The sequence below is a fragment of the Paraglaciecola sp. 25GB23A genome (assembly GCF_040012495.1).
In the GTDB taxonomy this organism is placed as follows: Bacteria; Pseudomonadota; Gammaproteobacteria; order Enterobacterales; family Alteromonadaceae; genus Paraglaciecola.
In genome coordinates, this window is the sequence record NZ_JBDYKM010000020.1 from 1 (window position 1) to 25557 (window position 25557).

General features: G+C 41.0%; 20 protein-coding genes and 1 riboswitch. Of the genes, 4 read left to right on the top strand and 16 right to left on the bottom strand.

The features are described from left to right. Positions 1-243 precede the first annotated feature (243 nt). From ABKW31_RS18380 to ccoG, 7 genes are all read right to left on the bottom strand, one after another. Complete coding sequence (locus ABKW31_RS18380; protein WP_348618047.1) at positions 244-1218, bottom strand: GGDEF domain-containing protein; 975 nt, start codon at positions 1216-1218, stop codon at positions 244-246. Between the two features lie 256 nt (positions 1219-1474). Next, on the bottom strand, positions 1475-2098 hold the full coding sequence (locus ABKW31_RS18385) for a thiol:disulfide interchange protein DsbA/DsbL (RefSeq protein WP_348618048.1): 624 nt from the start codon (positions 2096-2098) through the stop codon (positions 1475-1477). 224 nt (positions 2099-2322) lie between these two features. Then, a complete protein-coding gene (locus ABKW31_RS18390; RefSeq protein ID WP_348618049.1) occupies positions 2323-3471 on the bottom strand; it encodes a topoisomerase IV in 1149 nt (382 codons plus the stop codon). A 14-nt stretch (positions 3472-3485) separates the two neighbouring features. Next, the gene (locus ABKW31_RS18395) at positions 3486-3914 is read right to left on the bottom strand and encodes a phosphate ABC transporter substrate-binding protein (RefSeq protein WP_348618050.1); all 429 of its coding nucleotides are present in this window, start codon (positions 3912-3914) and stop codon (positions 3486-3488) included. Positions 3915-4370: 456 nt separating this feature from the next. Beyond that, positions 4371-6260, bottom strand: coding sequence for a TonB-dependent receptor (locus tag ABKW31_RS18400; RefSeq protein WP_348618051.1), 1890 nt, complete (start codon positions 6258-6260; stop codon positions 4371-4373). Positions 6261-6326: 66 nt separating this feature from the next. Then, positions 6327-6568, bottom strand: a riboswitch (cobalamin riboswitch). Positions 6569-6602: 34 nt separating this feature from the next. Further along, positions 6603-7577: a serine/threonine protein kinase gene (locus ABKW31_RS18405; protein ID WP_348618052.1), complete on the bottom strand. Its 975-nt coding sequence runs from the start codon at positions 7575-7577 to the stop codon at positions 6603-6605. A gap of 20 nt (positions 7578-7597) precedes the next feature. After that, positions 7598-9037: a cytochrome c oxidase accessory protein CcoG gene (gene ccoG, locus ABKW31_RS18410; RefSeq protein WP_348618053.1), complete on the bottom strand. Its 1440-nt coding sequence runs from the start codon at positions 9035-9037 to the stop codon at positions 7598-7600. A gap of 265 nt (positions 9038-9302) precedes the next feature. On the opposite strand from ccoG, the gene ABKW31_RS18415 reads away from it, so the two are divergent. Beyond that, positions 9303-9662 (top strand): hypothetical protein, encoded by a 360-nt coding sequence (locus ABKW31_RS18415; RefSeq protein ID WP_348618054.1) that lies wholly within the window; start codon positions 9303-9305, stop codon positions 9660-9662. 10 nt (positions 9663-9672) lie between these two features. Here the strand turns inward: ABKW31_RS18415 and ABKW31_RS18420 are convergent, their stop codons facing one another. The 4 genes from ABKW31_RS18420 to ABKW31_RS18435 are packed head-to-tail and all read right to left on the bottom strand — an operon-like array spanning position 9673 to position 12858. After that, on the bottom strand, positions 9673-10902 hold the full coding sequence (locus ABKW31_RS18420; protein WP_348618055.1) for an ATP-binding protein: 1230 nt from the start codon (positions 10900-10902) through the stop codon (positions 9673-9675). 5 nt (positions 10903-10907) lie between these two features. Continuing rightward, positions 10908-11609, bottom strand: a complete 702-nt coding sequence (locus ABKW31_RS18425; protein WP_348618056.1) for a response regulator — start codon at positions 11607-11609, stop codon at positions 10908-10910. Next, positions 11609-11983 carry a DUF3019 domain-containing protein gene (locus ABKW31_RS18430; RefSeq protein ID WP_348618057.1) on the bottom strand — a complete coding sequence of 125 codons (375 nt, stop codon included), beginning with the start codon at positions 11981-11983 and terminating at the stop codon, positions 11609-11611. Before ABKW31_RS18430 ends, ABKW31_RS18425 begins: the two co-directional genes overlap by 1 nt. Before the next feature lie 11 nt (positions 11984-11994). Next, positions 11995-12858: a MipA/OmpV family protein gene (locus ABKW31_RS18435; RefSeq protein ID WP_348618058.1), complete on the bottom strand. Its 864-nt coding sequence runs from the start codon at positions 12856-12858 to the stop codon at positions 11995-11997. A gap of 181 nt (positions 12859-13039) precedes the next feature. Between ABKW31_RS18435 and ABKW31_RS18440 the strand changes: the two genes are divergently transcribed. From ABKW31_RS18440 to ABKW31_RS18450, 3 genes are all read left to right on the top strand, one after another. Further along, entirely contained in the window at positions 13040-15001 is a 1962-nt protein-coding gene (locus ABKW31_RS18440) for a beta-propeller domain-containing protein (protein WP_348618059.1), read from the top strand. A 170-nt stretch (positions 15002-15171) separates the two neighbouring features. Continuing rightward, entirely contained in the window at positions 15172-16542 is a 1371-nt protein-coding gene (locus tag ABKW31_RS18445) for a DUF4397 domain-containing protein (protein WP_348618060.1), read from the top strand. 266 nt (positions 16543-16808) lie between these two features. Beyond that, a complete protein-coding gene (locus ABKW31_RS18450) occupies positions 16809-17333 on the top strand; it encodes a DUF3016 domain-containing protein (RefSeq protein WP_348618061.1) in 525 nt (174 codons plus the stop codon). Positions 17334-17388: 55 nt separating this feature from the next. Here ABKW31_RS18450 and ABKW31_RS18455 read toward each other — a convergent pair whose 3' ends face one another. The 5 genes from ABKW31_RS18455 to pepA form a co-directional block, all read right to left on the bottom strand. Next, a complete protein-coding gene (locus ABKW31_RS18455; RefSeq protein ID WP_348618062.1) occupies positions 17389-19041 on the bottom strand; it encodes a GGDEF domain-containing protein in 1653 nt (550 codons plus the stop codon). Further along, a complete protein-coding gene (locus tag ABKW31_RS18460) occupies positions 19038-20537 on the bottom strand; it encodes a 5'-nucleotidase C-terminal domain-containing protein (protein WP_348618063.1) in 1500 nt (499 codons plus the stop codon). The genes ABKW31_RS18455 and ABKW31_RS18460 overlap by 4 nt, the downstream gene beginning before the upstream one ends. A gap of 104 nt (positions 20538-20641) precedes the next feature. After that, positions 20642-23419: a valine--tRNA ligase gene (locus ABKW31_RS18465; protein ID WP_348618064.1), complete on the bottom strand. Its 2778-nt coding sequence runs from the start codon at positions 23417-23419 to the stop codon at positions 20642-20644. 4 nt (positions 23420-23423) lie between these two features. After that, the gene (locus ABKW31_RS18470) at positions 23424-23879 is read right to left on the bottom strand and encodes a DNA polymerase III subunit chi (RefSeq protein WP_348618065.1); all 456 of its coding nucleotides are present in this window, start codon (positions 23877-23879) and stop codon (positions 23424-23426) included. A 32-nt stretch (positions 23880-23911) separates the two neighbouring features. Next, positions 23912-25417 (bottom strand): leucyl aminopeptidase, encoded by a 1506-nt coding sequence (gene pepA, locus ABKW31_RS18475; RefSeq protein WP_348618066.1) that lies wholly within the window; start codon positions 25415-25417, stop codon positions 23912-23914. Positions 25418-25557 lie beyond the last annotated feature (140 nt).

The window sequence follows — 25557 nt, forward strand, 5'->3', positions numbered from 1 at the left end:
CTTCGCAATCCGTGAAGGTGGCCGTACAGTTGGTGCTGGCGTAGTAGCTAAAATCATCGCTTAATAACATAAGCAACTGATTTCAAAAAGGTCACTGACGTGGCCTTTTTTTATGCTTGTAATATTTGGTTTAGTAGAGCTTAGAGCGTTGTTTTAACATTGGCTCACCAAGCTAACAAGGGCGCTTTAAATGGCGATGGTAAATATCTCTCTGGATAAGTAGAACCAGATTATTGAACTCTTTTACGACATTGACTTTTGGCTGCCCACAACTTGATTTCGTCCCTGTTCTTTGGCTTTATAGACTGCATCATCAGCTTGTTTTATAAAAGTATGTGAATCGACTTCAGTCTGTAAACTTAGACTAGCCACCCCAATACTGACTGTTAATGGTAGGCCAATATCTAATTTTAGAGTAGCGATTGTTTGCCTTATTCGTTCTGCCAGTTCTAGTGCTTCTGGCTCAGAGGTTTCAGGTAAAACGATTAGGAATTCTTCGCCGCCATAGCGCCCAACATGGTCCGCTAAACGACACGTATCCGAGATGGCATTAGCCACTAAGACTAAAATATTATCCCCCACTTGATGTCCGTGCTTGTCGTTAACTTGTTTAAAATAATCGAGATCTAACATCATGATTGAACAAGGACGCTTGTAACGGCTACAGCGCTCGATTTCTGTCTCTAAATACTTGATGATAGCTCGTCGATTATTAATGCCTGTTAGATAGTCAGTATTAGCTTCAACGTGCAATTGATTAGTACGTTCAGCTATTTTAACTTCCAATGTTTGGTTGATTTCAAGCAATTCTTGTTTGGCTTTGAGTAATTCTTCATTGCGTTGAGCAAGCGTTGTAGCACTAGGCAGTAGCAATATTTTGGGGGCCAATTTCCACAGTACGATGGCAGTAGTCAATGAAATTAGTCCGGTAGCTAATTTGAATATGCCTTCAATATAATAATATCCATGCCAGATATTAATGAGGCCCATAAAATGAGTAATGCCGCAAAATGCGATAAAGGCAGCAAAGAGTAGGAAAATACGATCAAATTTAAGATCATCTCTTTTACGAACTAGATAGATAAGAACAAGTGGAATAATAAAATAGGCTGTAAAGGTCAATAAATCGCCTGTTACGTGCAAAAATAAAAGATCCCAGCGCCATAGCAGACAGTGACCATGAGGCATAAAGCTGCCATCAAAAAGTTTATTCAACATTGTGCCAGCCTTCTAATCTGCAGAGGGTTAACGATATATTTTTATCTCAAGAATACTCAATAACGGTAACAACTGAACATCTATTAAGACAATATCACCAATACAATCCGACTTGTCAAATGATCTCTTTATGATGATTTAATAGACAGAAGCAGTTTTTTTCAAAAAAAAACTTGCTCCCCTTAAGAAGCAAGTCTTCATTTTTACTAGCAACTAGCAACTAGCAACTAGCAACTAGCAACTAGCAACTTAATTTTTACTTTTGCTTGGTCAACCACACAACTAGGTCAACAAAATCCTTTTCTGCCATACCAGGTGCAAACTTAGCTTGGTATTTGCCGTTAACAATAAAATTAGGCACTCCGCTTAAATATTTGCGATATTGCTCTATCGTTTTGTTATTTTTCTGCAGCATACTGTTTATGCCAAAACTGGCACTAAGTTTTTCAAATTCAGCAGGATCGACCCCATTAACCGTAAAGATGTTTTGCATATCTTTTAAGCCTGCAACAGTAGATTTTTGCACATGAATATAATTGAAGATGGCTTTATTCATCGCATCTTCCTGTTTCAATGCACGCGCTACCATTAAAGCACGAGTGGCTTCGTCTTGAATTTGTGACGAAGTAAAACGCATAAAATTAACGTGTACTTTAGTAAAATCCACATCATCGCTTAACTTACTTTTTATACTTTCAACCAGTGGTTCGAACTGATAACAGTGGGGACACCAATATGAGAAAAATTCTAATATCTCAGGTTTTGCCGTTGCTTCGTCACCGACGATGACATAATGGGTTCCTTCTTTCCACGTTTCTTGAGCGCAGGCTTGTAAAGGAATTAAAACAGCGATGAGCAAACTTAGGAAGATTTTTTTCATTTTTAATGTTATCTCTTTGGGCTAATTTAAACGTAAAATTCAACTATTTAAGAAAGGTTATCATAGCTAGAATAAAATGCCGATAGGCATGTTCATGGAAGATTGTAAATGAGTGTTAAATTTTATCTCGCAGGGGGCATCTAAAATAAAAAAGGCCGCACAAAGTACGACCTTCTTACACAAACAGTTAAAATTTAACTACTTCAAATCAAGAACAGTTTTGATTAAAAAACGTAGTTAACAGCAAAACGTAATATTGTTGCATTGCTTTCTGTACTCATATCATCACTATATTTTCTGATATCTGCTTTTAAGGCAACATTAGTGTCCATATCGTAGCGAATACCTAAAGTAACAACATCATATTCAGTCATGTAAAACTGTTGCAAGCCAACAACAAGTGGTGTCACGCTGGGTTGGTATGGCGCAGGTAAAGCAGCGACTTTATCCAAAAATTTAATGTCTTTATTGCCATCCAACTTTTCATAAGTAATTGAAGGTGTGAAGTTGCCTAAGCGGGCACCTGCAGTAATATAAACAGCTGAATCTTTTGAACTAAATGATTGCTCTATATCAACGGAGGTAATTTCTGCACTGATAAAATAATCAAAAGTGTCAATATCAATTCCAAAACCAAGAAAAACTCCAGTGTCATTGGTAATCGATAGATCATCTGCAAGGTCGACTAATTGTGATACGCCACTACCAGTCAATCCTGCTAACGCGGCGTCTAAATCAGAACTCACGAAGGTATTTTTGCCACGACCGGCAACTGCGCGGACTTTAAACCATTCATAAGCCGCCTCCGCTGTGAATAGAGCAACGTTGTCACCTGTTACATTACCAGTACCAATTTCGCTTGAATAGGTACCTAAAGCGCCTTGTAAATTATATTCCCAGTCGCCTACATAGGTGCTGTAGTCAACCCGGATACCGTCCAAATTGTTGAATGCAACATCATAGACTGAGCCTGGAGCGGTGATCCAGTGGTAGGAGTAACCTACGTCTTTTGATGCAGAGTATTTAAACAATGGCAGACGGAACCGGCCTGCTGATATTGATACTTTGTCTGTTGCTTTGTAAGTTATATATGCCCACTCAAATTCCGCTTTGTAGTCGTTTTCGCCACGAGCAACAAGTTGAGCAGTTGCCGTCATTTTGTCATTAATGTCACCACTAACTTGGATAGCAAACAAACTTTCATCACTAAAAGATATCTTGTCGTCATATCCTAGACCCCCATTGACGACATAAGAAGCATCATCGCCAGTTATAACTCCGCCAATTAAATTAGCAAAACCATTGATACGAACTTCTGCTTGTGCTGACAAACTAGCAAGAGTAATTACACTTAATGCGATTAATTTTTTCATCTTTATCTTCCTAATTAGTTCAGTGAAATGGCTTTAACAGCACCAGTAACCGATGCACTATCAACATAACCAACAGCATCTTGATTACCCGCAACAATGGCAATAACTTCAGCATCATTTGCCACTTCTTTAGGAGGAATACCTTTACCGGTGAAAACTAGTTTTGACCAATAAGCTGCGACTTGTGTAGAACTGCGACCCAAAGTGTCGGTATCGAATGATGCTCGGCTTGCAGACTCTGGAACTTGATTAATGGGCAATGCTTCCTTGCCAGTAGAGAATTTATTTTCTTTTCCAAGAAAAATTCTTTGTGCTGTCTTTGCATCAATGGTCGCATCATTCGAAGGATGAACAACAAGTACCAGTTCAGCACTGCTAAAGAATGATATTGAGCAGCCTATGACAGCACTTATCAAAGATGTGGCTAAGGTTTTTTTATGCATGGTGTTTACCCTTTTATGAGTTTTAGAAAGAACATCATTTTTTTATTTAAATGGACCAAAAACATTAAAAATAAACGATTATTTTTAATGTTTTTGAGGCCTTAACTAAATTTTGCCTCCATGCAGGGATTTAGTGGGCGCGAAGTATGCCGTAATCGGGCGCTTAATGTATGAACAATATGGTATTTAAATCTATACGTAGTTATTAAAAAGTATTCTGTATAAAAATTAAGCTCCATGAAAGTCAACCTCTTCTAAACAAACCGAATTACCAATAAACACCCATTCATTGATGTTTAGCTAACTCAAAGGGAATTGTGAGGGCTTGTAAGCCCTGAGCAAGTTAAGCTAAATAGATAATTACTCGAATTATAGACAATTTTGAATAAAAGCAAGGTCTTAGTAAAATAAAAATGAGCTTAAGGGGAGCTGGGCTCCCCTTAACAAGGCTTAAACTTAAAGATTAATCGTCATACCTAAAAAAATCGACCGATGCGCAGTATTAAAACCTACAACATCTTGATACTCACGATCGAATAGGTTTTCAATTCGCAGATTGATACGTAAGTGTTGGGAAAATAGGTAGCTGGATGTGAGATTGACTAAGTTGTAATCATCCAAGGCGACGCCGCCTATATCCACCAGATCTTTAACCATTTTTATGTTTAGACTAGCGTGAATTCGACCATCTAAAAATTGCGATTGTAAGCCTAAGTTTGCTTGATGTTTCGGGCGCCGAATTCTATCTTCTTGCAGATTGGTTTGTGTTTCATTAAATGTGTAGTTGCCCCACAACTTGATGGCTGCAGTTAACTGTTGGCTCAGTTCGAGCTCAATGCCCTTAGACTCGCTAGACAAGTTATTTTGTAAATAGCCGGTATAGGCTAAGCTGTCAAAATATATCTCATTGGAAATTGACTGCTTAAAAAACACCAATGATAGACTTTGTATTTTATTGAAATAATCAAATCCTAGATCAAAGCCCCGACTGCCTTCTTCTTTAAGTTGCAATCCAGCGGCATTTCCATAGGCAAAGTCCCCGTCATTGTATGCTTGCTCATATAGACTTGGTGCACGAAAACCGGTACCGTAAGTCGACTTCAATTTGAATGTTTCTTGTTCAGACAGAGGAATTAAGTAGGCTGCGCTGATGCGATAACTGTTATGGGTACCAAATGTATCGTTATTATCATGGCGCATTCCGGCAGTCATAAACAGTTGTTTAGACCACGCTTTTTGGTACTCAAAATATAAACCAGTTTGCTCTCTTTGTTCGCCAGAACCCAGCAATTGCTGGGTTTCATTATCCACACCCCAAATTAACTTTTGCTGCGCAGAGCCATAAAATCCATTGTATTCAAGCTTACTAATATTACCTTCACTGCCAAAACTAAATTGCTCATTACTGAAAAACTGTCGTTCTACATCGGTTTTGGCATAAGCTAAGTTGTGATGCGACTTATCTTGGTTATATTGCAAAGAAAGCCTAGCGGTTTGGTTTTCACTATCAGTTGTACATTGATAAATAAGCGCAAAATTGACATTGTCATAGCAGCCATCGTACTCATTATTAGAAGAAACCCTACGTACCACTAAATTTAATAACAAGGCTTCATTAATATTAATACCGCTATTGAAATGTAAAGTAGTATTTTGATAACCATCTTTCTCGTTACTAACATCAGCGGTTTGCGCATTAAAACCATCTGTTTCAAATTCCGCAGCCGCTAAATAAACGTAGCCGTTTTGATTAGCGTAGCCTAGGTCGGCATTTAACATGTTGGTTGAGTAATTGCCGGTCTCTGCATTTATGGAAGCTTGTAGACCCGGTTCACTTTGTTTGGTAGTTATGCTAATAACACCACCTGCATCTGCGCCGTACATTAGGCCTTGAGGGCCCCGCAGAATTTCAACTCGGTCAATCAAGTGAGATAATATATCATCAAAGATAGGTGTCACTTGAGGCGCGGTAGGATCACTTAACTCAACTCCGTCAATGTATACTTTTGTCCTAAAGCCATCTTCACCGCGAATACGCAACGTGGTATTTTTCCCCACCCCCCCTGAATTTGAAACGCCAATTCCGACCTCATGACGCATTATGTCAGCTAATGAAGCATTGCCCCTAGCATCAATATCTTCTTTGGTAATGAGACTAACACTGGTAGCCAGTTCGCGAAAAGAAAGGGGAACTTTACTGGATACAACGGTAATTGTTTCTAGTTCAGAAGGTAGAGGGGGGAATTCACTTGAATCTTCGTTAGCTTTGACTACTTGAGTGAAAAATACGCTGCTACAAAATATGCTCAGGCAACACAGAGTATTGCTGTAATTTTTTGATTTCATTAATTTTAGGCCTAATTGATGTACTCCGCCCGAGTACATAAAAGAAAAACTAAATAAAGCTGGCTTTATCTAGCACCAGATTAAGGCCGGTATCCGGGCTCATAAGTGACCAATTTTCATTAGTCTGTTTCACGACCTTCCCATTCGTTTGAACAGTGGTATGTGGGTAAAACATTCTTATTTACCGTTGCGGGGGCAGCGTAGGATTTATATCAACATTAAAAAGGAGATATTCACCGACTTCCCGTTTAACCTGAGGCATATAACGACGTTATAGAATCAAAGGCACCTTAAACGCGCCGGAGTATATGGAAAACTAAGATAAATAGAAAGGGTAAAGGTTTATAACAATACCAACGGTGGCTCTTGTAAGGCAGATAATTGTTCTTTTAAAGCGAGTATTTGTTGTTCCCAATATTTACCGTCAGCAAACCAAGGAAATGCTTGCGGAAAAGCAGGGTCTTGCCAACGTTTGTTTAACCAAGCCATGTAGTGAACCATGCGTATAGCGCGCATAGGCTCTACTAGTTTTAGTTGCTCTTTGTCAAATTCAGCGAATTCTTGATAGGCCTTAATTAAGGTATCTAATTGTAGTGTTTGCTGTTGTCTATCACCTGATAACATCATCCAAAGATCTTGAATTGCAGGGCCATTGCGGCAATCGTCTAAGTCGACAAAAGTAGGGCCATCTCGCCAAAGTATATTGCCCGGGTGGCAGTCACCATGCAAACGTATATTGTCTGTCGGTGTCGCACGGTATAGCTCTGAGGCCTTTTTGACCACAGGTTCTAAGATGGCGAAAAAAGGGCTGTGTAAATAGTCTGGGATAAGCTCATTGTTTTTCAATTGACTCAAAGGCTCAATCAGGAACTCCTCGACTGTAAGTGTGGGGCGATGCTCGAATTTAGCACTTTTTGATACTGCATGTATTCGACCTATAAAACGGCCCATCCATTCAAGCTGCTCTAGATTATCAACCTCAAATTGTCTGCCACCTGCGGATGGAAACAATGCAAAGTAGTATCCTTGATAATCATGCAAGGTTCTGCCATTAGACATCAGCGGGGCCACAACGGGGATTTCGTGACTGGCTAACTCAAGGCTAAACTGGTGCTCTTCGTTAATTTGTAATTCGGTCCATCGCTGCGGCCGATAAAACTTAACCACATAACGTCGCTTATCTTCTGCCATGAATTGATAGACTCTATTTTCATAAGAATTAAGCGCTAATAATCCAGATTCAACTCGAATCCCCAACGACTCTATTGCATCTAAAATAAGATCGGGTCCTAATCCAGAAAAATCAAATTTTGTCATTTTGCTGGCTTATCCAAGTACTAATAATTAGGATATAAAAAGTTACTTGGTTCTTGTACATACACATCATTTTCAGGATCATTGATGACTTCGACTTTAAACTCGAATTCAGTCACATCCTCCTTAATCTTATAAGGGTCAATGGCTAAGCTTATAGGCCATGTTAGTACTTCGCTCCCGGCTACATCCACGGTGTTCTGACCAATAAAATTTGCGCCATCCAAACCAATCACACTAATAAGATAAGTTTGTTTTTGTTGAGACTTATTAAGAATTTTGAGTGTATAAACGTTTTCAATTAAGCCATCGTTGGTTTCACGATAGAGTGAATTACGATCGCGAATTATATCTACTTCCAAGGGAACTCTGGTCATAATTTCGAACACAAGTAGCCCTGACATTAATACCAGTACTAAGAAATAACCGACTAATTTTGGGCGCACTATTTTAGTCGTTCCGCCGGCCAATTCGGTTTCGGACGTGAAGCTAATGAGTCCCTTCGGATAATTCATTTTTTCCATCACACCGTTACAGGCATCAACACAAGCACCGCAATTAATACACTCGTATTGTAAGCCGTTGCGAATATCGATGCCGGTAGGACAAACCTGGACACATAGATTGCAATCGATACAATCACCCAAACCTTTCTCTATATTTTCTTCTCTTGCTATCTTGCGGCTGCGCGGACCGCGCTGTTCCCCTCGTTTGGCATTGTAGGCCACGGTAAAGGTATCTTTATCAAACATGGCCGATTGGAAGCGTGCGTAGGGACAGATGTGAGTACACATAATTTCTCGCATCCAGCCTGCATTGCCATAAGTACAAAAAGTAAAAAACAACACAAATCCAGTGGCCCATGCGGTGCTTGAGAAGGTGAAAAAATCAATAAATAATTGACCAATGGGGGTAAAATAACCAACAAAGATGAGTGAAGTTAATAGTGCAATAGTAACCCAAGCAAAATGTTTCATGGCTTTACGCCAGAATTTATCAAAATTCATCGCGCGCTCATCTAATTTTATTCGTTGATGACGCGAGCCTTCAAAGAGCTCTTCAAACCAAATATAAATAAAAGTCCATGTGGTTTGAGGACACATAAACCCGCACCATACTCTGCCGGCAAAAGTAGTCACAAAAAATAAGGCGAAAGCGGCGACAATCAAGATCCAAGCAAGTAGTGTTAAATCTTGTGGCCACAAAGTAAGACCAAAAATATTAAATCGCTGGCTACCTATATCAAACAAAATGGCTTGGCTACCGTCATATTGAAGCCATGGGAGAATGGCAAAGGTGCTTAAAAATATTAAACCGAAAAAGCGCCGAAAGTTTTCCAAAGCACCAGTTACTGCACGCACATAAATACGACTGCGCGGGGTGTAATGATTGTCATGTTGATGTGAGTCAGGTTTGTGAACTTTAACGGGAGAAATTACTTTAACGGGAATTCGTTCACTCATTCGATGTCCTTGCTGGAAAATGCTGCAATGCTAAAAAACCGATGCAGTATATCAGTTCCTTAAACCGGTCGCTGCAGTTGTAAGGAAATTAGCCTCTTTATTGTTTGATTTCTATCAAGAAAGGAGTAACAAATATTGTTTATGTCGCTAGATATAAAATACTAGTGAAGGTTATTCTCTGTTATGAAGACACATAACCATTGCTTGTTTTAAAGTTGCCCTACTTCAATTAGGCTTATAGTTCGTAAACTAACTAGCAAATGTCATGTCCCGTTTTTTTATTATATCTTTTGAAATTTTGGCTCTTATTGCCATGTTGCGCTCACCATTTATTCATTATTGGTTTAATGATATTCAAAGTGATGTTGCAAACTGGATGCTTGAAATTTCTTTATTGGCTGAGAAAAAAGAGTTAGCTCTTTTTAGGCAAACGATTGCCTCTCATGCACAAGATTTTAGTGAATCTCAAAGGGAGTATTTGAATAATATTACGAGCAGTAAAAATTCTATGGATCACTTTAATCGCCTTTATTGCGAATCCAATGACAAAAACCCGTTTTTGTATGGCGCTAACCTACACTATATCTGTGCAGAAATAGCCCGTAGTCGTGTTTTAAAATCGTAAGTGATGAGCCCTAAGGTAGCACAGGAAAGCACAAGGTAAATTTAGCGCCGCCTAAGGGACTGCTTGCTACGCTACAAGAACCTTGATGCCATTGCATCACTCTTTTTACAATAGCCAATCCTAAGCCCGCCCCCCCTTGAGTTCGATCGCGTCCTTCATCTGGTCGATAAAACGGCTCAAATATTTTTTGTCCTAGTTCAGGGCTAACACCTAAACCATCATCTTCAACTATAAGTAATATACTATTTGCTGTGCTTTCAATCTTAATTACGATACAAGTCTTGGCGTAGCGAGCGGCATTTAATAGTAGGTTCTCCATGGCTCGTTCCACAAAGTGGCTATCGCCAGTGAGCTGCTCTGGTCCGCCGTAGATATCGACTGTCAGTTGGTTTAGATGACTTTTTTTCAACTTATTGACTACACTATGGCACATGGTTGTGCAGGGTATTTCGCAGAAATGTAGATTGGGCATTTGCGCTTCTGTCGCTGAAAAATCAAGCATCTCTTGCACAAGCTTTTCTAATTCGTCCACGTCTTCTCGCATGTTGTTGAACATGTCACCGTGACTCTCATCTAGCATGCCTAAGGCAAATTTTAAACGGGCTAAGGGAGTACGAAACTCGTGCGCCACAGCGCCAGATAATTCTCGCTGACTTTGAATAAGCTCGGCGATTTGCCCGCGCATAGTATTCAAAGACGTGGCAATCGGCGCAACCAGCGATGACTTGTCTATCCAATTTTGGCTAATATTACCGTCTGGTAGTACGGTAGTGACACTCCTTTTTAGTGCTTCTAAATCACGCCATAAGGGCCAAATCCACAGAGCAATAAGACAGCCAAGTAGTACAAAAAACACCGTTCTATACAGTATAAATGAGGTCTGGTTGGCAATAGGTTGATCGAAAGATAACTCGATTAGTTGTGTATGTTTATGCGCTATATATACTTGTTCACCTAGCTTTGAATCAAAAAGACTGAGAGCTTCACCGGCTTGCAGTTTATGAAGGCTGTCAGATGGCCAAGCAATATCATTTAAATTGAGTAATTGAAATTTTATGTTGGCCTGTTCTAGCAGAGCTATAAGGTCAACATCTTGTTGTTTGCTCGCGCTTAAAAATTGACGCAGTACTGTAGATTGAACATTGGGTTCAGGAATAAGGAAGAGCGTCTCTAAACCCGCACTCAGGCCGACAAGGGCGAGGGTAATAAAAACGTATAAGCTGATAAACAGTTTGGCCATATGACTTAGTCATTCCAAGCATCAGCTACAAAGAAAAAGCCCTTACCCCAAATCGTTTTAATGCGATAAGGATGTAGAGGATTATCTTCCAACTTTTTACGCAGACGTGAAATTCTGACATCGGCAGATCGATCTAAACCATCGTACTCACGACCAATTAATTCGTCGTATAACACGCTGCGTTCCACTAACGTTGACGCATTCTCTGCCAGTTTCCACAGCATATCAAATTCATGGCTGGTTAGCTGTACGTCACGCCCATTTAACAAAGCGCTGCGGGCATTACGGTCAATTATCAGTTGACCAAAGACCAATTTAGCGGGGCTTTGCGATGATGCAATCTTGTGGTTTGCCCTGCGTAACAAAGCATTAATTCGAGCCAACAATACACGCGGCTCTACTGGTTTAATCAGATAATCGTCAGCACCAATTTCTAAGCCCATAACCTGATCAAAATCGTCACCTTTAGCTGTCATAAACAGCAAGGGACCGCTGTAATAAGGGCGGATAGTTCGACAAAGCGTGAAGCCATTATCGCCGGGTAGCATAACATCCAAAACCACAATATCGGGTGGAGTGTGTTTGACGGTGGCTAATAACTTTTCACCGTTTGCTAGACGGGTCAGCTTAAATCCCTGATTTTGCAGATAACTAACGATTAACTGGCTTAAACGCTCATCATCTTCGACTAAAAGTACATGGGTCATTAAAATAAACTCCAAGGATTACGCAACCTGCGTCTTTGCATATTGGCTTGCTGAGATTTGACTATCAGAGAATGGCTTATTAGTATTTCTTGAGCCGAATTAAGTAAGCGTAATTCGCTATTTTTATTGATTAGCATAGTTATTTTGAGCGGAAATTCGGCCCCAGTGGCGCAGCGTAAAACAGTGTTAACCAAGGCTACGCAATATTGTCCCGCGGGCAAATTCAATAGGGTGATGTCCACTTCAAACTCACAGTTTTCCCCTTCCTGCTGGCTGATGCAAATTGAAGGCTGTACCTGCCAAAGGGGCGACTGGGCTATTGCTGATTGAGCAAACAAAGCAACAGCACATAGAACCAATAGCGTAAGTCTCAACTTAAAATCCGTTAAAATTGATAGGCAAAGCCACTAAACACACTGAATATATTCCTTTCTTCCACTAATGGACTGTTTGTCATGCCCGAATGTAATTTTTGTAGGCTAACTCGCGTCAACCATAACCAGTTATTTTGAATTTTCTTTTGTAAGGTTAAACCCACGGCAGGTTGCCAGCCAGAACTTGCTTGATAAAAGTACGAGGGATCAACTTTGTCATGCTCATCCAAGCCATAATAATAGTCAACTAAAGCGCTACTTTTCCACGTCATTTTCACTTGCGTACTAAAGTGAAAGCTCGACCATTGCCAAAAATGTTGATAACTAATTTCGAGTTTTTCGCCATTATGCGTAGCACTTAGATCTTTTTCTAGTGACAACTGCCATTCGGCATTATCAGGTCGGTAATACCAGCGACCGCCTCCCATAAGAGCCCAATTTCTGCGGCCAACATCATCGATAGAAATTGGTAATTGCTCAGGGCCACTCTGGTTAGGGTCTTCGGCCGCTGTGACTTGATTGAAGCGATTTAGCGGTAATAAAATGTTAGCCGGATGCCAAAAAGTAAAAAAAGCTCTTTCTTTGTCGACATTGAGATAAGTGACAAAAGATGACTTTTTCCCATCCAGCCATTGGTAACCAAGTTCGCCGTTGTCAAAATAAAATGTTTCTCCATACCAAGCAATATCAGGCAAGACAAGCAAAGGGATATTATCTCCATCCACCAGTGGATTTGATGTAAACCCAATCCCCAAAGCGATGCCAAGTTGCCATTCATTGGCATTTAGGCATTGCTCATCGCGTTCACATGCAAGGGCCTGTTCGGCTGACAAAAGCAGCAAGAGGCTGGTAATTAATCTAAATATGTCGCGCAATTAATATCCACAGTTTTAAGCTAAGAACACCATGCCAGTATGCTAGCAGATTTTTAGTTGAGCTCACTGCAGGATTACAAATATTAACAAATGGTGGCAATTTGGATCGATACTAAAGGCAAAATCTAACTAGACTTTATCCAAGCTTTAGCAACATTGATTAGTCAAGGGAGAATTACCTATGAAATTTGTGAAATTAGCAAACCACACCTTAAGCGCATTATGTATCGTCGGTTTATCAGCCTGTTCAGGTGATAGTTCTGATGAGAAGCCTGTTCAAACACCGATACCAACTGTAGTGCCACAAATCAATGCGGCGGTAGCATTTTCTGGTGCCTTGACGCAGGTCAATCAGCTGACTGCCAGTCGGTATATTAAGAATGGTATTTATTCTTCGATTGCCCAATATGCTTATCAAACTGCCGTGCCCTCTGAGGCTGCACATGTTGATTTTTCGATCACCAATACTCAGGAGACCGGCATTGATGAAGCTGACCGGTTTGAGTATGACGGCAATACCTTATACTTGGCCGCTTATGCAGAGTGGCAAAATGATACCAATCAGCCCGCTCATGTCAGAGTATTGCAGCGTAATGTTGATTATTCACTAACTCAGGTTGCTGCACTGCCCATTGCCCAAGAAAATAGCAATATTGACGGTATTTACCTCAATAACGACAGATTAGCTGTGATTAGTTCAGCAGGCTACCGTTATACCTTTGATAGTTTGATGGCAAGTCCTTGGGGTACATTTGATCATAAATTTGCTGTGGATTTTTATAACACCAGTGATGTAACTGCACCGACAACACTGAGTAACATGCAATTTGATGGTTCATTATTGTCTAGTCGCCGGGTTGGCAATACCTTGTATCTAGTGTCCAGTTTTACTGCTCATGTTGAAGGTTTAAATCTGAATGCGTCGACTGACGCAGAGCGCCTGGCTAATTACCGTAAGATAGTGGCAACATCAACGGATGATCTTATGCCTAAAGTCCATGTTGACGGACAAGCAACATCACTGTTTTATGCAGAAGATTGTGCCATTCCTGCCCAAGCTACCGAAAAAGATGGTTATGCCCAGTTATTGTCAGTGATTAAAATCAATATGCTGGATCCCAGTGACATTGTTGCTAGCTGCATAAGCGCCATGGCGGATATGATGTACATGTCTGCAGAGAGTATTTATCTTGGAGCGACAGTTAATGAAAAAACCGCTTTGCATAAGATTGGTTTGGCGACAGCAAGCCCAGATTATCAGGCTTCTGGCCTAATTGATGGACTAATAGGTTGGCAAAGTCAGCGTGAACTGAAGTTAAGTGAGAAGGATGGTTTCTTGCGAGTGGTGACAACAGACTATTCAGGCTCAAGCCCCGTTCATCATTTATCAGTGTTAAATCAGAATGGTAATGAACTACAAGTTGTTGCCAGCTTACCTAACAGTAGTCAACCAGAGCCGATTGGCAAACCTGGCGAAGAAATTTATGCGGTGCGTTTTTTCGAGGACAAAGCTTACATCGTGACTTTCCAGCGAATTGACCCTCTATATGTGCTCGACTTAGCGGATCCATTTACCCCCAAAGTTGCAGGTGCATTAGAAATTCCAGGGTTCTCCAGTTACTTGTTTCCCATGGATAATAACTATCTTTTAGGTGTTGGCCAGCAGGTTAATGCGGCTAATATTCCTGAAACAGGGAGTTTGCCTGATGAACCTGTTACCCAAGAAGGTATGAAAATCAGTTTATTTGACGTAGGTGATCCCGCCAATCCAATCGAAATAAATAGCATTATAATGGCGCAAGCTTATACGCCGGTTGAATATGACTATCGTGCCTTGTCTGCCCTTAACTATGATGGCGCTTATCAATTTGCTTTACCAGTGGAACAATGGGGGCAAAGCGATGCTGAAATGGGTTTGTGGTGGGCCAATTCGAGTTTACTGCTGTTGCAAGTAGATACCAATAGTGGCCAACCTATGCTCCTGCAAAATAAGCAGGTTCAAGTTGCTAATCCAGCTGCCTATTATATTTATAGTGGTGATGACCGCAGTGTCATTCATGGGGACCATGTTTTCTATATTCATGGCAATCAAGTATGGCATAGCGTGTGGAATGACAAACTTCAGCCAACAGGTCCTTATTAACTAGGCGCCAATCCGTGGGCTGTCGCTGGGCTCAAATTTTGAATATTTGTTTAGCCCAGTTACGGCCTGCTTAATCTAAGCTCATCCTCCAATTCTATACGTAGGCTTATATCAAGCCCTGAGTGCTATTTGGATTTAATGTCACAACATAAACGGGAATTACATTTTTCATGATAAAACTTTTTTCAAAATCATTGCTATGTATCGCTTCTAGCTTATTTTTACTCGCCTGTGGTAGCGATAAGGACAAAGAAGAAGCAACAACATACAAGCAATTTTACTTACAATTTTATAATGGTTCACCAGCAAGTGCCTTGACCTATTTACGAGTAGTTGATGGCCTTACCCTAGGTTCTGCTGTGTATGGCGATGCAACCAGTCTAATCAACATGGAAAACGGTCAACTGGCATTAGAATTTTACCGTCAGGATTCAGACGATAAAGAAGTCTTAGTCGATGAACTACAAATGACTTTAAATAAAAGTGAAAAATCGCTACTAGTCTTGAGTGGGGGTGCTGCAACACAAAATATCGCTGAACACCGATTTAAGCGCGAAGAGCTCAGCAGTGAATTCCGTTTATTTGCCAGTTCAGTTATTGCAGACGATAGTCAATTTGATTTGTATATGTCTGAAGCCGGAACACCATTCAGTGAAGCCCATAAATTGACAACCTTAGCCTATCAAGAGTTTAGTGAAACATCTTACTGGGGCGGGCCCACCGATAATTTTAATCTGGGTAATTATGTGGTTTACCTAACAATACCGGGGCAAACCGAAGCTGTTTTTCAAAGTGCACCTATCGCGTTCAACTTTTCCACCGAGTATGCCATTTTTATACGTGCGACTGCAGGAGCCCATAGCGGCAATATAGAATTAGATGTAGTGGCGAATTCCTCGTCGGTAATAACCTATCCAGATATCAACGAATCAGCCCAATACCGCATTTACAATAGCTTATTATCTGCCTCCTCACTCCTGCACGTTTCCTTAGAGGGCAGTGGTGGTAAAAGCAGCGAAATTGAGGTGGAGGCAAAAACATTAAGTAGTTATGTTGATATAGACTTTGGTAGTTATCGCTTGTCTGCTCAGGCAAGGGGTGATGAAAACCTGAGTATTAACAATCACTTTGTAAGCTTGAATCAGGGCGACAGTAAAGCACTTGTGTTGTATCAAAAGACTGACAATAGTTTAGGTTCGATATCGTTTAACGAGAGCACTTTGCCACAAAGTTTTCAGTATCAAATTGATATTGTCAATTTGGTTGCTGAGTATAGTTTGGTAGAGCTCTACTTTCTGCGTGCAGATGAAACCCTTGATAGCGCAAAATATCATATTTCTGCTCTTAGCTATGCCAAAAGCAAAAGTATAACCTTGCCTGATGACCGTTATGAAATACTCGCTTTGGTGACCAGTAATGATACAAAATTATTGATTGACCGTATTGAACAAGTAGAGTTTATCAACGCAAATAACCATATTATCGTCATAGAATCAGAACCTACCTCTGTGACAGATTACAAAATAAGAGTAGTTAATTAAAGAGCATTTTTGTGGGTCAAAAAATTTATTTAAATGGGTTTTGCACATCGATTGACTCTGATGTGTGTTTTGGCCGGTTTAGGCCGGCCATTTTTTAACTTAGGCAGAAAGGGAATTATAGTTGTGTCACGCTTGTCTATATAGTGAGTGCAACGAAGTCTTTAAGTCATTGGAGTATGAAATAATACAAACAGGCATAATTCAGTTACGGTTCAGACCGCTTCGTTTATGCTATATTTCGTTTGAAAACGTGTGAGGAGCAATATATGAAAGAGTTAATGATACCGCTTTTGGCCAGTTCGTTGCTGTTGTGTTCAACACAAGTATTAAGCCAGGCACAGGTCGAAATTAATTGGGAAAAGCCAGAGCAATATCGCGATGTTAGGCCAACATCTGAGTCTCGCTCGCGCTTCCGTGATCAGACATTTAGCCAGCTAGAAGAATACATGCAAAAACTAGCTGAACAATTACCTGCAGGGCAAAAGCTGAGTTTAAATGTCACTAATCTAGATTTAGCTGGGCAAGTGTGGCCAGCCTCATTTGTTGGATTTGGCAGTAGTTCGAATGATGTAAGAGTCGTGAAAAATATCGATATACCCAGAATGAGCTTTTCTTATACTTTGACCGACAAAGCCGGAGTGGTTGTTAAGCAAGCGGATGTCGATCTGAAAGATATGGCTTTTATGGATAGGGCAAATAGATTCTTTGATTCTGAAAATTTACGCTATGAAAAGAACATGCTAAGAAATTGGTTTGAAGATGAATTTCCGGCCTTAATTGTTAAAAAATAATCGAAAGCAATATATTTAAAAAACTGCCGAGTGCAGTTTTTTTTCGCCTATAAATTTATTCATTTGTGCTGATACAGTACTGATTTCTGCCTTTACTTTTAGCTAGGTAAAGTGCTTTGTCAGCCTGTTTAAGCAATTGGTCAGGTAAGAGTACTCGTTCTGGACCCGAAACGGCTACGCCGATACTTAAAGTAATACTGTCGCCAATTTTACTAAATTTATGTTCTACATTGGCATCACGGATGCTGTGTAGAAGTTGTTCTGCAATCGCGGCGGCACCGAGTAATTCAGTATCAGGTAAGACACAAGCAAACTCTTCACCACCGTAACGAGCCACAAAGTCGGATGAGCGCTTCAAGCTATGTTTAATGACACTCGCAATCTTTTTTAAACACTCATCACCTGCTGCGTGGCCATAATTATCGTTATAGAGTTTAAAAAAGTCGATATCCATCAATAAAACTGCAACATGGGATTTTTTACGCACAGATAATTCAATGTCGTGTAAGAGTCTTACATCCAGTGCTCGGCGGTTTGCAATATTAGTCAAACCATCGGAAAGAGACATATGTTCCAGTTTGACATTTTGTTGTTCTATTGTGTCGCTAAACAGCATGAAACTACTCGCTAAATCGGTTATTTCATCATTGCCCGTCAAGCTAGAGTAAACTTTTTCACCTTTAATTTTACCTTTGACTAAGTTGTTGAGCACCAGCAAACGGGACACAATATTTTTTTGAATGAAGAGAATAAGCACGATTAAAAATATCACGCCAATAACCAAGGCCAAGCCAATAATGGAGGTTTCAGTTTCTGCTCTATTAATGGTAAACGCCATTTTTTGCGTGATCTGAGCTTCAGTTTCTTTTGCCGAATATTCTAATAAGCGCGCAAAATCTTGAATGATATTATGCACAAAATTTTCTCGACCAATAACCCGCCCCGCTATACGTAATTGTTTTATTTTTAAGGGTAATAAACCATCTTCGTGTAAGATGAGTTGGGCTAAATTATTAGTGAGTTTGAGTTTTTCACTGCTATTATCTTCCTGTTTGGCATAGTTTCGCAGCAAATCAAGATCATTATTAAATTGTCTGAACAAGCCTCTGACTTCTTGCAAACGATTCATATTTAAGCCACGGCTAACGCTCACTAAGGTTTTTGACAGTTGCATTGACCAAATGTAGTTGTCTTTCGACTGCGTCTGGTTTGTTGCATCTGATTCAAAAGCTAAAGAAAGTGTGAATAATCGATAAATTGCTTTTTCTTTGTCACTAATTTGCTGATTTAAAATTAAACTTTCTTTTATCAATGCAGTGAAATCAGCAATTTCCAAGTTTATCGTTTCAAGCTGTATGCTTAAAAATTCACTATGATAGTTTTGTTCTGAGATGCGTTTAAGTTGGCTGAGATAGCGAGATATTCTTTGTTCTGCTAAACGTTTTGCCGCTTCTGAACTTGATTTAGACAACTGCTCTGTCGCCTCAAGTAAACGCGATGACTCTCCGTATAATTTACTCGAGATAACTATATTGGGTAATGATTCTTCTGCAACATCATTAAGCAGAACTTTAAAACTGATTAAACTCGAATAGATTAACCAAGCTAACAGCAGGAATAAAATCAGAATACCCACAGCCGCCGCACTAAAAATACGATTGAGCGAGATCCTTTTTTTATTTCCTTTGGTTATCTGCGGGGCATTCACTGATCTATTCTCACAATTCGGCCTTCGACTTTTGGCGCTATACGCTGTTTAGTTTGAATAGCTCTGATGACTATGTCAGATAACAGTGGCGTATCTTGGGTAGTAATGCTTTTATTTTGAGTCATGCTTAATGTGGTATAACCATCACCCCCTTGCACCAAATAGTCGGTTGTCGCTAATACATATTGCTTAGTCGGCTGTAATACTTGACCGTTAATTAAAATGCTTTGAATTCGAGAACCAAAGGGGTGTTTGGCTTTGTATGTGAAGGTGATCCCTGCGACTTGTGGAAATCTGCCTTTAGCAAATTCAACTTCACTTACCCCGTTTTCAAGGGCCAATAATAACTGCTGACCCGTAATAGTAACTACTGCCACGTGACTACGAAAGGGGAGTTCGCGAACAATATCGGCACGGGTAATAATTGAATCTGCTTGATAGTTTTTATCTCCACGAATGACTCCACTATTAATAATAGCGATATCGGCATTTGTAGCCTCTTTGAGAGAATCTGCAATAAAATTACCAAAAGCAATCTCTTGGGTTCGCACTAACTCTCTTAGGGTTTGCATTGGCTCAGTAAGTTGGCCAATCGATTGATTTAATAAGCGGTTTAAACGTCTTTTGTATTCATCGATCAAAAGTACCATTTTACTATCATCAAGCAATGACAGCGGTACTATGTCATTGTCCTCAATTTGCAATTCAGCCGGTGAGTCGACTGGCCAACTCAAGCTTAATTGTCGAACAGGATGTTTGTTTGCAACTGTAAAGATATTTAAGCTTTCTTTGGCTTCGCTTTGTAAGTCTTCTGCGGAGGATAACCTTAATGCAAAATTAATTTTCTTGGCAGCTAACAGCTCTGGATAGTAGTCCTTTTCTTGGGAGTAGATCAACACGATCAAGTCAGCACCTTGGCGTTTTAGTTGCTTAATTTGTTGGTTTATAAGCTCTTTAGGTTCTTCGACTTTGACACGTTGCAATAAATATTCTTGCACTACCGCTTCATCTAAGATGGAAATGAAGCCAATTTTTATGCCTCCTTTCTCAATTAATAAGTTTGTATTCACACCTTCAAGGTTGCCTTTAGTTAGGGGGTCAAACAGATTAGTACTGATAAACGGAAAGGCGGCTTCATAAGAGCGCAGGGTTAACTCATCTTCATAGTAACTGAATTCCCGTTTACTAATGGCCATCATGTCAGGCTCCAAAGTATTAAGGATATCAATAATGTGAGAACCTCGGTCGAGGCTTGAAAGAGGACTAGGCCCTAAACTTCCTCCACCAAAAACAAAAACGGTATATTCATCCTCCTGGCGGGATAATGCTAGTAAGCTGGCTAATTTGGCATAACTCATCGCATTAGACGAGCTTATTTCTGGCATGTTGGCAGCAAAAACCAGCGAAATTTTGTTGATCGGCGCAGGAGAACCCCAAGCAAAACTGGACACTGAGATAAAGATCAAGGCACCGAGCCAACGAAATGTAGTAAACATGATAATCCGTAACAAAATCAATATAGTATTAGTGTACTAAAATATTCGCATACCACCTAAAGGACATACGCGAATAATTATAAACCAGCAATTACACCTTCAAACTACAGTGCTTCAATCGTCAGTTTTTGCTCTTTCAGTTTAGCAATTTGCATTGAAAAATCGCTGAGCTTAGCTTGTTCTTTTTCAATCACTTCGGCTGGCGCATTACTCACAAACTTTTCATTTGCGAGCTTACCTTGAGTACGTTCAAAGTCTTTTTGAATTTTCTCCAAGGCCCTAGCAATGCGCGCAAGCTCAGCCTCTTTGTCGATCAAACCTGCCATGGGGATTAAAATTTCCATTTCACCCACCAAGGCAGTTGCCGATGCAGGCGCTTCTTCGTCTGCTTCTAGTAGATTAATACTTTCTAGTCTAGCAATGGTACCGAGAAAAGCTCTGGTATTTTGTAAACGTTGCCAGTCTTTGGCATTAGCATTACGCAGCAATACCGCCAAAGGTTTACTCGGTGGAATATCCATTTCACCACGAATATTACGAATACCCAATACAAAGCTTTTCATCCATTCGATATCATCAATAACCTGTTTGTCGATCAAACTATCATCTTGCATTGGAAACGCTTGGGTCATAATGCTATGGGTTTGCTCACTCGCCAACGTGCGACAAAGCGGCACAACCCGCTGCCAAATTTCTTCAGTAATAAAGGGCATAATTGGGTGCAGAATACGCAGAATACTTTCTAATACGTTAACCAGAGTATGACGAGTTCCGCGTTTTTGCGCGTCGCTACTATCACTGGAATTTAAGATCGGTTTGGTTAGTTCTAAGTACCAATCGCAAAATTGATTCCAAGTAAATTCGTACACTACCTGTGCTGCAATATCAAAACGGTATTCTGCAAAGGCAGTTTCAAATTCCTTGAGGGTAGTTTGCAGGCGGGCCAATATCCATCTGTCTGCCACACTCAATTCTAATTCGCCACCGTTTAGACCGGTATCTTGCTCTTCGGTATTCATCAACACAAAACGCGATGCGTTCCACAGTTTGTTACAGAAGTTGCGGTAGCCTTCAACACGCTTAACATCAAAGTTGATATCTCGGCTGGTGGATGCCATTGCAGCAAACGTAAAGCGCAATGCATCAGTACCATAGGCGGCAAAACCGTCTGGATAACTTGTTTGTGTGCGCTTAGCTATTTTCTCTGCCAGTTTAGGTTGCATCATACCTGATGTGCGTTTTTCAACTAGGGCGTCAAGACTAATACCATCAATCAAATCAATGGGGTCAATAACATTGCCTTTTGACTTTGACATTTTGTCGCCACTTTCATCACGAATGAGGCCCGTAATGTAAATTTCTTTAAAGGGTATCTTGCCAGTAAATTTTTTGGTCATCATGATCATTCTAGCGACCCAGAAAAATATGATGTCAAAACCAGTGACTAACACAGCACTAGGGATAAAGGTATTGAGTTCTGGTGTTTGTTTTGGCCAGCCCATAGTGGCAAAAGGCCATAAGGCAGAAGAAAACCAGGTATCGAGTACGTCGTCGTCTTGGCGTAGTTTAATTTCAGCACCAAGCTGATGTTTTTCACGTACTTCAGCTTCGGTGCGACCGACAAAAATACCACCTGCATCATCATACCAAGCGGGAATACGATGTCCCCACCAAAGTTGTCGAGAGATACACCAATCTTGAATATTATTCATCCATTGAAAATAGGTTTTGTCCCAATTTTCTGGCACAAACTTAATCTCACCACTTTTTACTGCATCAATGGCGGGTTTAGCGAGGGCTTCAACTGCGACATACCATTGGTCGGTCAGGTAGGGCTCAATGACCGCACCTGAACGATCCCCTCGTGGCACTTTGAGTTTGTGATCTTCGATTTTAACTAACACGCCAGAGGCTTGTAAATCAGCCACAATTTGTTTGCGCGCCTCGAAGCGATCCAAGCCTTGATATTGGGCTGGAGCGGCCTCATTAATTTTGGCGTCATCAGTTAGAATGTTAATGATGTCTAATTGATGGCGTTTACCCATTTCATAATCATTAAAATCATGAGCTGGGGTGATTTTTACACAGCCGGTACCGAAGTCTTGTTCAACATAATCATCCGCTATAATCGGGATGAGTCGTCCGGTAATAGGCAGTTTAATTTTTTTACCAATAAAGTCTTGGTAACGAGGATCTTCAGGATGAACAGCAACCGCAGTATCGCCAAGCATCGTCTCGGGGCGGGTAGTGGCAACGACTAATTCGCCAGAGCCATCGGCTAAGGGATAGCGCATATGCCACATAAAGCCAGCTTCTTCTTCGCTTAATACTTCAAGGTCAGAGACTGCAGTATGTAATACAGGGTCCCAATTGACTAAGCGCTTACCGCGATAAATAAGACCTTCTTCGTGTAAACGCACAAACACTTCATTTACTGCTTCCGAGAGGTCTGCATCCATGGTGAAGGCTTCACGCTCCCAGTCAGGGGACGTGCCTAGACGGCGCATTTGTTGAGTTATATTGCCACCCGATTCTGCTTTCCATTGCCAGATTTTTTCAATAAAGGCTTCGCGGCCTAAATCATGACGGGTTAAGCCTTTAGCATTAAGCTGGCGTTCCACCACCATTTGTGTGGCAATACCGGCGTGGTCCGTACCACATTGCCAAAGCGTATTGTCGCCTTTCATGCGATGGTAACGAGTCAGCGCGTCCATGATAGTCTGCTGAAAACCATGCCCCATATGTAAACTACCGGTCACATTAGGAGGCGGCAGTAAAATGCAATAGGGACTGCCCTGACCTGAGGCTTTAAAGTAGCCCTTATCTTCCCACTCTTGATAACACTGGGCTTCAATATTTTGTGGGCTATACGTTTTTTCCATGGATTTAATTCTCGTAAATACTTGAGGCAGCAAGGGTATCTAATTGATTACCAGCTGCGCGATAATGTTTGTATCTCTCGCGTGCCATCAGTTTCAAATTTTCGGCACTGGGCACAAAGTCTATGACTTGCCCAAAGCGAGTATGAAATTCTGGTACTTGCTCGGCTAAATTAATTAATACTGCCCGTGAAAAACGTTGCGGTGTTTGCCATGTAATCTCTACTGGAGCGCCCCCAATAGGGCCTTCTCCTTCAAGATTATGTGGAACAAAGCCGTCACTGGGCAGTTGCCATAATAGTTCGTCGAACTGCTCAGCCTGCTGTTTGTTTTGGCAAAATACTAAACACTTTTGTTTTTGCCGAAAACAGCGAGCCGCAGCTAAACAAGCCAATTCAAAATGAGCGGGCTGTGAGCCACCAGACTGCGATTCCTCTAACAAGAAAAATGACACTTTTGCCATAACGATTTGCGGTCTCCTGAATTAAGCTTCAACTAGTCTTCGCTTGATAAACCAGCTCGTGTCATCAAAAACTGCGACAATAAGGGCACAGGGCGACCTGTTGCCCCTTTATTTTTACCACTTTGCCAAGCTGTGCCGGCAATATCCATATGCGCCCAGTTGTATTTGCGTGTAAAGCGTGACAAAAAACAGGCGGCGGTAATCGCGCCTGCTGGACGACCACCCAAGTTGCTCATGTCAGCAAAAGGGCTTTCGATTTGTTCTTGATACTCATCCCACAAAGGCAAACGCCATGCTTTGTCACCACTTTGCTCTGAGGCATTGAGCAGCTCATGAGCCAAAGGATTATGGTTACTCATCACGGCAGAGGCATATTTCCCTAAGGCGATAACACAGGCGCCAGTTAAGGTAGCGACATCAACCACCAACTCAGGATCAAAACGCTCCACGTAGGTTAAGGCATCGCACAGCACTAAACGACCTTCAGCATCCGTATTCAATACTTCAACAGTTTGACCTGACATGGTTGTGAGAATATCGCCTGGACGATAGGCATTGGCATCAGGCATGTTTTCACAGCCTGCCAAGATACCCACTATATTGATGGGCAAATTCAATTCACTAATTGCGTGCATAGTACCGAGCACGCCCGCTGCTCCCCCCATGTCATATTTCATTTCGTCCATGGCTTCACCTGGTTTAATAGAAATACCGCCTGAATCGAAGGTTAGACCTTTACCAACTAGCACAATCGGAGCTTGATCGGCAGGACCGCCCTTGTGTTCCATAATCGTCATGATAGATTCATTGGCTGAACCACGACCAACCGCGAGATACGAATTCATACCAAGTTCAGCCATTTGTTTTTCATTGACCGAACTGACATGCAAATTCTCGTAAGCTTTTTCTAAGAGTTGTGCTTGCTCGAGTAAATAAACCGGGTTACAAATATTAGGTGGCATATTCGCTACATCTTTAGCGGTTTTCATGCCTGTAGCAATCGCTAAACCATGAGCTAGCGCCCGCTCACCAATAGGGAGTTCACGACGAGTAGGCACATTAAATATAATTTTTCGGATAGGGCGACGTAACTCACCTTTTTTAGTCTTTAACTGTAAAAAGGTGTAGAGCGCATCCTGTGTTGCTTCCACTGCTTGGCGGATTTTCCAATAGGTATCTCGCCCTTTGACATGCAGTTCGGTTAAAAAGCTAACGGCTTCCATGGCACCTGTTTCATTGAGGGTTTTGATAGTTTTGGCGATAATTTGTTTGTATTGGCGCTCATCTAATTCACGCTCTTTACCACAGCCTACTAACAATACACGCTCACTTAGAACATTAGGAACATGATGCAATAGTAGCATTTGACCTGCTTGGCCTTCTAAATCGCCGCGCCTGAGCAAATTACTGATATAACCGTCGCTAATGATGTCAAGTTGCTCTGCGACGGAAGTTAGACGCCTTGGCTCAAATACCCCGACAACAATGCACGCACTACGCTGTTTTTCCGGACTGCCGCTTTTTACGCTAAATTCCACACGCTTTCTCCGCTATTATTTGGCTACATAAAAAGTCACTACCCAGAATAATACGCTAGAAAATTCTTTGCTTGCGAGCCGTTCTGAGTAATGCTGTGATAAGATTGCAAGAATAATTTGAGTCACAGATAATTCTTAAG